This is a genomic window from Cedecea neteri (assembly GCF_000758325.1).
GTDB lineage: Bacteria > Pseudomonadota > Gammaproteobacteria > Enterobacterales > Enterobacteriaceae > Cedecea > Cedecea neteri_B.
This window is the reverse complement of record NZ_CP009459.1, coordinates 3128138-3140463: the sequence shown is the minus strand read 5'-3', so window position 1 is coordinate 3140463 and position 12326 is coordinate 3128138. Positions and strand designations below refer to the sequence as shown.

Sequence of the window (12326 nt, the reverse complement as noted above, 5' to 3'; positions counted from 1 at the left end):
GGTTACTTTGTTAATAAAAAGAATAATTTATCGCATTATCGGCGGCGGAGCCACGAAGCTTTAAGTCCATTATCGCTGGCAGCCGATCATTTTCCCCGCTTCACTCGCTGCAGGTAACTTTCCAGTTGCTGGGTAACTTCCAGACTGAGGGCGTACTGATCGTCCCCCACATGATAAACATAGTTGCTTAGCCGCCGGAGATCCCGGTATATCGTCCGTTCACTTACGCCAAATTTACTGGCCAGTTGATGGCGGGACACGCGCTCACAGCTCAGCATTTCACAAAAAATACCGGCAATTCTGTTGGCAAGCTGCGTGCTTTTTTCGGGGGGGGTCATGAGTGTTTCTCCTGCAAGTCGGTGTCAGGAATGTTAGCGCGAACAAATGACAGGTCGTGTCAGCCATTGACAGAATATATCGCGCGTCTGCTGGGTAATTATTACGCAACATTATGACAAGACTAGATTTTTTTGAATGAAAATTAACCCCCGTGGAGATCGGACAACATATTGACGTCTTTGCAGGGTATAATCGCGCCTCACAATAAGTAGGCAGACTATGACCGTGAGTAAACATCGGGTAACAAGGCCAGATGAAATTGAGATGAAACAACGGCCTGGCATCAGGCACGACGGGCCATCCTGAGCGGCAGACCCGATGTTGCGCCGCTGACGCCTCCCTCGACGCTGTACGAAGAGCTGGCCATCGGCTACCACATCCGCCAGCTTACGCGGCTACAAAAATGGTTTACCGACCGGGGACTTCCCCTCCCCGAGTAAATACCGCATTGCGCAACGGGGTAAAATCATCAAGCCTTCTTCGCGCTGGTGTGCCAGGCAGCAGGTAAGCGCTGGCGTTAACTCCGCATCATTCATAACGACAAAACCGTGACGTCCGTACCACGGACCATTCCAGCTCACATCTCTGTATGTTGTCAGCGTGATTTGGCTTACGCCAAGCGCCTGCCCCATGCGTTTAACTTCAGCCAGCAGCATTGCGCCCACACCCTGACGCTGGAAATCCGGATGGGTGGATATCTCAGCCAGATAAAGCGAATCCTCGTACAGCTCGCAATAGCAAAAACCTTTGATCCTGCCATCACTCCCGGCCACTTTCCAGGCGAGCTTATTTTCGATGGCGGCGGCGTGAGTCTGCCTGTCCGTCACCCCTGCGCTGGCAAGAAAAGCAAGCTCGGGCACGGCAAGAAAACGGCGTGCAGCGGCTGTCTCAACGTGCTGCAGTTCTTCAATATCCCTAATATCACTGGCATACAACATCAGTATTCCCTTCATTTATTGGCATTCATGCCACGCAGTTTAGCAGCCTGCTTGCATACATCCCGGCCGTTTCGTTGACGGCCGATTGACGTTAGCGCTTCCACAAATGTTAATCAGGAGTAAACTAAAGGTAAGCAACTCATCTGTGTTATTGCGCAATCAACCATAACAAGTGACACCTGCCATATGAAATTCAAATCGGCGATTAAGCCTTACCAGGCCGCAGCGGGCGGCTGGGGTTCTCTCGAAGCGACCACCCGCTTCGTCATCGACAGCAAACATGCCCTGAAAAACCTGCGCAACCTGATGCGCATGAACAAAGCCAAAGGCTTTGATTGCCCGGGCTGTGCCTGGGGGGATGATAACAAAAGCACCTTTAGCTTCTGCGAAAATGGCGCCAAAGCGGTCACCTGGGAAGCGACCCGCCGCTTTATCGACAGCGACTTTTTTGCCCAGCACAGCGTCAGCAAACTCTATCAGCAAAGCGACTACTTTCTCGAATATCAGGGCCGCCTGACCGAACCGCTCAGCTACAACCCACAAACCGATCGCTACGAGCCTATCAGCTGGGCCAGCGCGCTAAACCTGATTGCGCAACATATTCAGGCGATGGATAACCCCAACCAGATTGAACTTTACACCTCCGGCCGCGCCAGCAATGAAGCCTCTTATCTTTATCAACTTTTTGGCCGCATGTTGGGCACAAACAATTTCCCGGATTGCTCAAACATGTGCCATGAAGCCAGCGGCAGCGGGCTAAAACGCAGTATCGGCGTCGGGAAAGGCACCATCCGGCTGGATGATTTCGACAAAGCCGACGCCATTTTTGTATTTGGTCAGAATCCCGGCACCAACCACCCGCGAATGCTGCACAGCCTGCGCCATGCGGCAGAAAACGGGGCGCAAATAGTCACCTTCAATACGCTGCGTGAGCGCGGCCTGGAACGCTTTGCCGATCCGCAAAAACCGCTGGAAGTGATCACCCCGCTGGCGGGTACCATCAGCACCAACTACTACCAACCGAATCTGGGCGGCGACATGGCGGCGGTGCGCGGCATGGCAAAAGCGCTGCTGGAAACCCACCGTCGCCTGATCACTGAAGGTGAAGATGGCGTGTTTGATCTGGCGTTTATCGAGGCCCATACCCACGGCGTTGAGGCCTGGTTTACCGCCATCGATGAAACCAACTGGGAGAAAATTACCCGGCAGTCCGGCCTGAGCGAACTCCAGCTTCGCGACGCCGCGGCTATCTGGCAGCATTCAAAGCGGGTGATTTTCACCTGGGCTATGGGCATCACCCAGCACAAACATTCGCTGAATACCGTGCGGGAAATCGTCAACCTGCAGCTGCTGGGCGGTCATTTAGGCCGTCCGGGCGCGGGCCTTTGCCCGGTGCGCGGCCACAGTAACGTGCAGGGTAACCGCACAATGGGGATCGATGAAAAGCCGCCGGTCAGCCTGCTCGATAATCTGGCCAAACACTTTGATTTTACGCCTCCGCGCGAACATGGTCACAATACCGTTGAGGCCCTGGCCGCGATGCTGCGCGACGAAATCAAAGTGCTGATTGCGCTGGGCGGAAACCTCGCCGCGGCGGCCCCGGACAGCCCGCGCACGGAAGAAGCCATTAGCCGCTGCGGCCTGACCGTGTTCATCAGCACCAAGCTGAACCGCAGCCATCTGGTACCGGGTAAAGCCTCGCTGATCCTGCCGACGCTTGGTCGTACCGAAGAGGACATGCAGGTTTCCGGCCGTCAGTTTGTCACCGTCGAAGACTCCTTTAGCATGGTTCACGCCTCCGAAGGCATCGGCAAGCCGATTGCGGACACCCAGCGTTCTGAAACCGCAATTGTGGCCAGCATCGCTGATGCCGTTCTGGGCAGAACCAAACTGGACTGGCTGGCGCTGGCCGACGACTACAACCTGATTCGCGATCATATCGCCGCCACGTTACCGGGCTTTAAAGATTTCAATCAGCGCTGTGAAGAGCCGGGTGGCTTCTACCTGGGCAACGCGGCGGCAGAACTGCGCTTTAATACGCCAAGCGGCAAGGCTGAATTCAGCAACGCTCCGCTGCCGGATTCGCTGTGGCAAGGTGTGGAAGCCCCGTTCACGCTGCAAACGTTGCGTTCTCACGATCAGTACAACACCACGATTTATGGCCTCGACGATCGTTATCGCGGCGTGTACGGCCAGCGTGAAATCCTGTTTATTCATCCTGATGATATGGGTAAACTCGGCCTGAACGATGGCGATAAGGTCGATATAGAAACCATCTGGCATGACGGCATCACCCGTAAAGTCAGCGGCTTTAAGCTGGTGGCGTATGACATCCCGCGCGGAAATCTCGCTGCCTATTACCCTGAAACCAACCCACTGGTGCCGCTTGGCAGCATCGGGGACGGCACGGGCACCCCGACGTCAAAATCCGTACCGGTGAAAATCACCCGCAGCGAAGCGGAGAATACGCGACGAATTGCCTGATCGGGAATCACATTCCCTCTCCCGCAAGGCGAGAGGGAAAACGTTATCTCTAAACATGGAGTAAGCGATGCAGAAAAAATGGTCCGATGTTGATGAGTACCTTGTTCATTCCCTGATCCCTTCCGATGATATTTTCCAGCAAATTCTCGCCAATAACCATGCCGCCGGGCTGCCTGCCCACGATGTGGCCCCGAACCAGGGGAAATTCCTGCAATTGCTGGTGGAGGTTACCGGCGCGAGAAAGATTCTGGAAATCGGGACGCTCGGCGCATACAGCTCCGTGTGGATGGCACGAGCATTGCCCGCTGACGGCAAACTTGTCACGCTTGAAGCTGACCCTCGTCACGCCGAAGTTGCGCAAAGGAACATTACGCTGGCCGGGCTGGAAAAACAGATTGAGCTGCATGTTGGCCCAGCGGCAGAAACGCTGGCCGGTTTAGGTCACGACGCACCGTTCGATGTGATTTTTATTGATGCCGATAAGCCGAATAACCCGGTTTATCTTGAGTGGGCATTGAAATATTCGCGTCCAGGCACGTTAATCATCGGCGATAACGTGGTCCGTGACGGCGAGGTTGCCAACCCTGAAAGCATTGATGACCGCGTTCAGGGTGTGCGCACCTTTATCGAGCTGATGGGCAACAACCCAAATCTGTCTGTCACCGCCCTACAGACGGTCGGCAGTAAAGGTTGGGATGGTTTTACGCTGGCAAGGGTGAATTAAGACCAGGCCCTTTCCTGGAGAAAGGGCCTGGTATCAAAGTGACACCTGCTCCATGGCCTGCAAAATACGCTTATCGGAAATCGGGTACGGGGTCCCCAGCTGCTGAGCAAAATAACTGACGCGCAGCTCTTCAATCATCCAGCGGATCTCCTGCACCTCTTCGTTTTCACGACTGGCCGGCGACAGCTTGTTCAGCCACTGCTGCCAGGCCTGCTGCACGCTTTCGACTTTCAGCATCTGCGCGCGGTCACGGTGCGGATCGATAGCCATTTTTTCCAGCCGTTTTTCAATTGCCTGCAGGTAACGCAGCGTATCGCCAAGGCGTTTGTAGCCGTTGCCGGTGACAAAACCACGATAAACCAGGCCACTCATCTGCGCCTTCACATCCGACAGACCAAGCGCCATGGTCATGTCCACGCGCCCTTTCAGCCGTTTGTTGATGTTAAACACCGCCGTGAGGATCTGCTCCACCTGTTTGGCAATCTCAACCACCGAGTCGTTCAACTCGGCGCGCACTTTCTCGTGCAGTGCGGCAAATCCTTCTTCGCTCCAGACTGGCCCGCCGTTTTGCGCGATCAATTTATCAATGCCGCAGGAAATACAGTCGTCGATAAGCTCCAGCACCTTACCGTAAGGGTTAAAGTAGAGGCCCAGCTTGGCTTTGTTCGGCAGCTTTTCGTGCAGGTATTTCACCGGCGACGGGATGTTCAGCAACAACAGACGCCGCAGTCCGCGCCACATCGCCTGCTGCTGCTCGAGCGGGTTATCAAACAGCTTAATCGCCACGCTCTCTTTTTCATCCACCAGCGCCGGGAAGGCTTTCATCCTGTAGTTGCCGCGTTTCTGCTCATAGCTTTCCGGCAGCGAACCAAAGCTCCAGATGTGCAGCCCGCTCTGCTCAATGCCGTCATCCGCTACGGCGGAAAGCGTCTGCTGTACTTTATCCTTCAGGCCGCCTTTCAGCTCGCTGAGGTCTTTGCCCTCTTTCAGCTTCTTGTTGTGCTCGTCCACCACGCGGAAAGTCATTTTCAGGTGATCGGGCACCTGATCCCAGTGCCAGTCTTCCCGGTCGATGGTGACCCCCGCCATGCGGCGGAATTCGCGCTCGAGGCTGTCCAGCAGCGGCAGTTCCAGCGGCGTAGCCCGGCCTAAAAACGCCTCTGCGTAGTTCGGGGCCGGCACAAAGTTGCGGCGCACCGGCTTCGGCAGAGATTTGATCAGAGCAATAATCAGTTCGCGGCGCACGCCAGGGATTTGCCACTCAAAACCAGACTCTTCAACCTGGTTCAGCAGCGGCAGCGGAATATGCACCGTCACGCCGTCGGCGTCCGCACCGGGCTCAAACTGGTAGGTCAGCCGCAGCTTAAGGTTGCCCTGATGCCAGAAGTTCGGATAGTCCAGCTTGCTGACCTGTTCCGCGCCTTCCCTGATCAGCATATTTTTTTCAAAATTGAGCAGATCCGGCGTTTCGCGGCTGGTCTTTTTCCACCAGCTGTCGAAGTGGCGCGCGGAAATCACATCATGGGCAATGCGCTGGTCATAAAATTCAAACAGCGTTTCGTCATCCACCAGGATGTCGCGGCGACGGGACTTATGCTCCAGATCTTCGATTTCCGCCCGCAGCTTGAGGTTGTCGCGGAAGAACGCGTGACGGGTTTGCCAGTCGCCTTCGACCAGCGCATGGCGAATAAACAGCTCGCGGCACAGCGCCGGATCGATATCGCTGTAATTCACCTTACGCGCCGCCACAATCGGCAGGCCATACAGAGTCACTTTTTCCTGCGCCATTACCGCGCCCTGGGCTTTCTCCCAGTGCGGTTCGCTATACGAGCGCTTAATCAGGTGCTGCGCCAGCGGCTCAATCCACTCCGGGTCGATCCGGGCGGCAATGCGCCCCCACAGGCGACTGGTTTCCACCAGCTCGGCTACCATCGTCCACTTCGGCGGCTTTTTAAATAAGCCCGAGCCTGGGAAGATGGAGAAGCGAGCGTTGCGCGCCCCGGTATATTCCTGCTTTTCCGTGTCCTTCTGCCCGATATGGGACAGCAACCCCGTCAGCAGCGCCGAGTGCACCGAGCGGAAGTCACCCGGTTCGCTGTTCACCGGCAGGCCAAGCTCTTTCACCACCTGTCGCAGCTGGGTGTAAATATCCTGCCATTCGCGCACGCGCAGGTAATTCAGGAAGTCCAGCTTGCACTGGCGGCGGAACTGGTTCGAAGAGAGCGCTTTTTGCTGCTCGCCAAGGTAATTCCACAGGTTCACGTAGGCCAGGAAGTCAGATTCTTTGTCGTGGAAGCGGCGATGCTTCTCGTCCGAGGCCTGCTGTTTGTCCATCGGCCGCTCGCGCGGATCCTGAATCGACAGCGCGGAGGTAATGATCATCACTTCACGCACGCAGCCAAATTTCTGCGCTTCCAGCACCATTTTGGCGAGGCGCGGATCGACTGGCAGCTGCGAAAGCTGGCGGCCCGAGGCCGTCAGTTTGTAAACGCTATGGTCTTCATCGCTGGTAATGGCGCCCAGTTCTTCAAGCAGGCGCACGCCGTCCTGAATGTTGCGCTTGTCTGGTGCCTCAACGAACGGAAACGCCTGGATATCCCCCAGCCCCAGCGCCGTCATTTGCAAAATAACTGACGCCAGGTTGGTGCGCAGAATTTCCGGGTCGGTAAATTCCGGGCGTGACAGGAAATCATCTTCGGAATAAAGGCGAATACAGATCCCTTCCGATACGCGACCGCAGCGGCCTTTACGCTGGTTGGCCGAAGCCTGAGACACTGGCTCAATCGGCAGGCGCTGAACCTTAGTGCGGTAGCTGTAGCGACTAATACGTGCCGTACCTGGGTCGATAACGTATTTAATCCCCGGCACCGTCAGCGACGTTTCCGCGACGTTGGTCGCCAGCACAATGCGCCGCCCAACGTGCGACTGGAAAACACGGTTCTGCTCGCTGTTGGACAGGCGCGCATAGAGCGGCAGAATTTCCGTATGCGGCAGGTTGAGCTTCGTCAGCGCATCAGCGGTGTCGCGAATTTCACGCTCGCCGCTCATAAAGATCAGGATATCGCCCGAGCTTTCTTGGCCCAGCTCATCCACCGCGTCGAAAATGGCCTGCAGCTGATCGCGATCGACATCGTCGTTGTCTTCCACCATTGGGCGGTAGCGCACTTCCACCGGATAAGTGCGCCCTGACACTTCGATAATTGGCGCGTTATTGAAGTGGCGAGAGAAACGCTCCGGATCGATGGTCGCCGAGGTAATGATGATTTTAAGATCGGGTCGCTTCGGCAGCAGTTCACGCAGGTAACCCAGCAGGAAGTCGATATTCAGACTGCGTTCGTGCGCTTCATCGATGATGATGGTGTCGTACTGCATCAGCAGCCTGTCCTGCTGGATTTCCGCCAGCAGGATCCCATCCGTCATCAGTTTGACCATCGTGTTGTCGCCGACGTGGTCGGAGAAACGCACTTTATAGCCTACGCAGCCGCCGGGTTCGGTTTGCAGCTCTTCCGCAATACGGTTGGCCACGGTACGCGCCGCCAGACGGCGAGGCTGGGTGTGGCCGATCAGCCCTTTAATACCGCGCCCCAGCTCCATACAAATTTTTGGCAACTGAGTGGTTTTACCGGAGCCAGTTTCCCCCGCCACGATCACCACCTGGTGGTCGCGCACGGCGTTCAGAATGTCCTGTTTTTTCTGGCTAACGGGCAGGTTTTCAGGATAGGTAATCGCCGGACGAGCGGCTTCGCGCAGCAGCACTTTACCTGCCGCGACGTCTATTTCTGCGGCCAGCGTGTCGAATAAGGCCTGCTGAGAGTCAGCATTTTTAATTTTCTTCGCGCCATGCAGGCGGCGAGAAAAGCGTTGTCTGTCGCGGAGCATCAGCCCGTCAAGACGGGCGAACAAAGAGGACAGCGAGGGTTTTGTCATTTCCATTTTATCTATCGTTATTTCGCTACCGGGCACAACCGGATAAGTCACGGCGTTAATTTCCGCTATTTTATCACACCCCGATTTCGAGCGCCTTGTTCAATAAATTCGAATATAGGGTTCGATATATTGCGCTATCTCTGTCATCGGATTGTGAATACAGTAAGTCCTAGCGAACGGGCACATTGCCCGACAGACCAAACACTAAGGAATCACCCCATGAGCAAAGTATTAGTTCTGAAATCCAGCATCCTGGCAGGTTACTCTCAGTCCAACCAGCTGTCCGACTATTTTGTTGAACAATGGCGTGAAAAACACAGCGCTGACGAAATCACCGTTCGTGACCTGGCGGCAAACCCAATTCCAGTGCTGGATGGCGAACTGGTCGGTGCTCTGCGCCCTTCTGATGCCGCACTGACCCCACGTCAGCAGGAAGCTCTGGCGCTGTCTGATGAGCTGATTGCAGAACTGAAAGCGCACGACGTGATTGTCTTCAACGCGCCAATGTACAACTTCAACATCCCTACCCAGTTGAAAAACTATTTCGACCTGGTGGCTCGCGCTGGCGTGACCTTCCGCTACACCGAGAAAGGCCCTGAAGGCCTGGTAACCGGTAAACGTGCGCTGGTTGTGACCAGCCGCGGTGGGATCCACAAAGATACCCCAACCGATCTGCTGGTGCCTTACCTGAACGTGTTCCTGGGCTTCATCGGGATCACCGACGTGAACTACGTGTTTGCTGAAGGCTTTGGCTATGGCCCGGAAGTGGCGGCGAAAGCACAGACTGACGCGAAAGCAGCTATCGACAGCATCGTTGCTGCGTAAGATTTGCTCTCTGAGTGACTGACCCTCACCCTTCCCCTCTCCCTAAAAGGGAGAGGGGATAAACAATATTCTTCAAGTCCGCTTTCTCTCTCGCCCCTATGAGGAGAGAGGATAAACAATATTCTCCAAACCAGTTTTCTCCCTCGCCCCTTTGGGGAGAGGGCCGGGGTGAGGGGAATTAACAGCTCTTCTTAGGCTGGTGCAAATCCTCAAACACCAGACGCTTCCGCCCCGCCTCAACCTCCCGCAACGGCTCCACCTGATGCATCGTTTGCTGGCAGCGAATCACTAAATCCTGATACTCCTTCGTGCCCTGTTTCTTCCAGGCCAACTCTTCAGGTCGTAATTCACGTATCGCTTTCGCCGGGCTGCCGATGATCATCGTATTCGCTGGAAATTCCGCCTTGCCTTTAACAAAAGCCGCTGCGCCGACGATCGAATTCTCACCAATTTGTGCCCCGTCCAGGATCACCGCGTTCATGCCGACCAGCGCATTTTTTCCAATCCGGCAGCCGTGCAGAATGGCTCCGTGGCCGATGTGGCCGTCCTGTTCAACAACGGTATCTTGTTCAGGGAAGCCGTGCATCACGCAGTTGTCCTGCACATTCGCTCCGTCTTCGACGATAATCCGCCCAAAATCCCCGCGCAGGCTGGCATTGGGGCCAATGTAGACGCGGTGCCCAAGAATAACATCGCCGATCAGCACCGCGGTCGGGTGAACATAGCTGTCTTCCGGGACGACAGGCGTCAGGCCATCAATCTGATAAATGGACATACGGGCTCCTTATTTTAGGGGGTGAGTCCACCGAATCGCTTCTGGTAACCGCTCACCGGGGCAGGCAAGTCGCCCACTGAGGTTTCGCCCAGCTCGCTGACGTAGGTAAGCGCGCCGGCGGCGACCCGCTGATAGATATTGATACACAGCTGGCGGGCGTTCTGCCCCAGCCAGTGCGGCGGCAGCAGTTCATCCGGCAACAGCGGATCTTTCAGCACGACGCGGCGGTAGAAGTGGATCAGCAACAGCTGAATGTGAAAACAGCGCTGCGGCGTTAGCTCCTCGCTTCCGGCCTCGCGCAGCAGCGGTAAAAGCGGGCGAAAAGAGTTGATAAATTCAGCGTAACGTTCGTTTTTGTCGGTCAGCAACCAGCACTCTTCCACGCGGGATCTCAGCGCTGCGCGGGACGTTTGCAGCGGGGATTCAGCCTCAAAACAGATGACCTGTTCAGCCACGCCCGCCTCATGCAGCAGGCTTTGGATATCCGCAAGGTTTTGCGATGGCGAAGCCATCAGGTTCGGCGCGAGCGCCCCAAAACCCTGCCAGATAAGCTGTTTCTTCACCTGCTGTAGCGTGGTTTTTTCAAGCCCTTCGGAAAGCAGCAGCAGCCACTTTCCGTCCCAGGATGGCTGCCCGGCGCGATAAATTTTCGACTCGGCACGCCGGGTCATTCTCTGGCCCATGTCGGTCAGGCGATAAAAACTGCGACGTCCCACTCGCTCTACGTCCAGCCAGCCTTCTTTATTGAGGCGAAAAAGCGACGTTCTCACAAAACGCTCGCCGAATCCCAAAGGCTCAAGCATCGCTGCGAGACTACCCAGCCAGATCTCGCCGCCGCGATGAGCCAGCGCATCGCCGTACAAAGAGACAATCAGCGACGTGCCGCTGATGGGCACGGCGCTGACGGCCTGCTGAATAAAAGTATCGAGTTTGCTGCTCATCCTGCCTCATTGCCGCTATGGGAATTTCAGAGAAAAAACATAGCATAATAAAGCGAGCTCCCTACATTGAATTAGTAAATATGATTCAAAAAAACTCAAATTTACCGCCATGATGTAACAGATAACTCAGTGTACCGGCATCCCCATACGACGGCTAATCGGCTCAAACTCAGGCGTGGCATGGCGCGGTAAAGTGTCCGGCTTATGTTCATCCATCGCCTGCCAGTACGACCAGGGCACTTTCCTTTTTCCCAATTCATAATCCATGCCGTCCCAGGCGTCTTCGCGAAAGCTGTAGAACGCCCAGTGCGCCTGCGTTTTATCCAGCGCGCTGAGGACATCCTCGAGATACTGGCGACACCCGGCCAGCTGGCGCATACAGCCAAACTCCCCCGCCACCATACGATTCTGCGCCACTCCACGCTGTTTAGCCCACCAGAACGGCTGCTGAAGATACCCGGCCACGCGCTCCCCGTTCCATGTTTCCTGTTTGCCGCCAAAAGGGACAACGCCGGGATATTCGTAAGGCTTCAGGCGTTTGAGGTTGGGCGCGCTGGTCGCGTCGTAGGGTTCGTACATGTGAAAACTGTAAAGCACGCGATCGTCACTCAGGGCGGAAGGCCAGTAGCTAAAGCTGTCGGCGGCGGCGTACCAGCCGCTGTCCACCATGATGGGCGTCGTCTTATCCACTTCGCGAATCGCTTTGATCACGGTTTGATAGAACGCCGGCAAGTCTCTGGCCGTACCCTGGTGCGTCTTGTACCAGACCTTCATTTCTTCCAGCGAGGCATGTTCCGGCAGGCCACCCCGCTTCTCCGGCGCAGGCTCATTGACCAGGTTATAAGCGGCAATCGCCGGGTTATCTTTGAGCTGCCCGGCCAGGTCACGCCAGAACTGCGCGCTTTGCCGCCAGTAGCGTTTATCCTGCCACAGTCGGTCGTCAAAGCGGCCATCATTGTTTTGCGCCCAACGCATACCTGGCAGCGACAGCGGCGTAATCACCACTTTGAGTCCGGCGGCGTGAGCACGCGCCAGCGTCTCTTTGAGGGTGCGAAGATCCTGCGTCATCAGCCCCTGATAGTGGTCGGCATTACCCAGCAAAAAATCACGCTGTGCCGGCTGCCATTTGTCCCACGAAAGCCGCACCCAGCTGGCGCCGTAGCCTTTGAGGGCGGTGAAATAGGCTTGATCGGGCGGCAGGCGGTTAAAGCTGTTGCCGCCGTGCTGCGGCGAGTCCCAGAAGGCGATGCTGTCCATGGCAAAGGCGGAAGTAGAGAGCAGCGCCAGCCCCGCCCATAGTGCTTTGAGTTTCATGACAAATACCTCAGTAACGAAAGAGGCTGCAGTATTGCCGGTTAGCGGGCGTCGATTGT

General features: G+C 55.9%; 9 protein-coding genes. 3 read left to right on the top strand and 6 right to left on the bottom strand.

Annotation, left to right across the window (positions count from 1 at the left end):
- Nucleotides 1–86 precede the first annotated feature (86 nt).
- Nucleotides 87–338: an HTH domain-containing protein gene (locus tag LH86_RS14810; RefSeq protein WP_039302785.1), complete on the bottom strand. Its 252-nt coding sequence runs from the start codon at nt 336–338 to the stop codon at nt 87–89.
- 396 nt (nt 339–734) lie between these two features.
- Nucleotides 735–1292 carry a GNAT family N-acetyltransferase gene (locus tag LH86_RS14805; protein ID WP_231562695.1) on the bottom strand — a complete coding sequence of 186 codons (558 nt, stop codon included), beginning with the start codon at nt 1290–1292 and terminating at the stop codon, nt 735–737.
- Nucleotides 1293–1463: 171 nt separating this feature from the next.
- Here LH86_RS14805 and LH86_RS14800 point away from each other — a divergent pair, with 171 nt between their 5' ends.
- Nucleotides 1464–3761 carry an FdhF/YdeP family oxidoreductase gene (locus LH86_RS14800; RefSeq protein WP_039302779.1) on the top strand — a complete coding sequence of 766 codons (2298 nt, stop codon included), beginning with the start codon at nt 1464–1466 and terminating at the stop codon, nt 3759–3761.
- 67 nt (nt 3762–3828) lie between these two features.
- Complete coding sequence (locus tag LH86_RS14795) at nt 3829–4485, top strand: O-methyltransferase (RefSeq protein ID WP_039302776.1); 657 nt, start codon at nt 3829–3831, stop codon at nt 4483–4485.
- Between the two features lie 33 nt (nt 4486–4518).
- Here LH86_RS14795 and hrpA read toward each other — a convergent pair whose 3' ends face one another.
- Nucleotides 4519–8418: an ATP-dependent RNA helicase HrpA gene (hrpA, locus tag LH86_RS14790; RefSeq protein WP_039302774.1), complete on the bottom strand. Its 3900-nt coding sequence runs from the start codon at nt 8416–8418 to the stop codon at nt 4519–4521.
- A 213-nt stretch (nt 8419–8631) separates the two neighbouring features.
- Between hrpA and azoR the strand changes: the two genes are divergently transcribed.
- Nucleotides 8632–9237: an FMN-dependent NADH-azoreductase gene (gene azoR, locus LH86_RS14785; RefSeq protein WP_008459208.1), complete on the top strand. Its 606-nt coding sequence runs from the start codon at nt 8632–8634 to the stop codon at nt 9235–9237.
- A 178-nt stretch (nt 9238–9415) separates the two neighbouring features.
- Here azoR and paaY read toward each other — a convergent pair whose 3' ends face one another.
- From paaY to LH86_RS14770, 3 genes are all read right to left on the bottom strand, one after another.
- On the bottom strand, nt 9416–10012 hold the full coding sequence (gene paaY / locus LH86_RS14780) for a phenylacetic acid degradation protein PaaY (RefSeq protein WP_008459210.1): 597 nt from the start codon (nt 10010–10012) through the stop codon (nt 9416–9418).
- Nucleotides 10013–10026: 14 nt separating this feature from the next.
- Nucleotides 10027–10953 carry a phenylacetic acid degradation operon negative regulatory protein PaaX gene (gene paaX, locus LH86_RS14775; protein ID WP_039302770.1) on the bottom strand — a complete coding sequence of 309 codons (927 nt, stop codon included), beginning with the start codon at nt 10951–10953 and terminating at the stop codon, nt 10027–10029.
- Nucleotides 10954–11079: 126 nt separating this feature from the next.
- The gene (locus tag LH86_RS14770) at nt 11080–12267 is read right to left on the bottom strand and encodes a glycoside hydrolase family 5 protein (protein WP_039302766.1); all 1188 of its coding nucleotides are present in this window, start codon (nt 12265–12267) and stop codon (nt 11080–11082) included.
- Nucleotides 12268–12326: the final 59 nt, after the last annotated feature.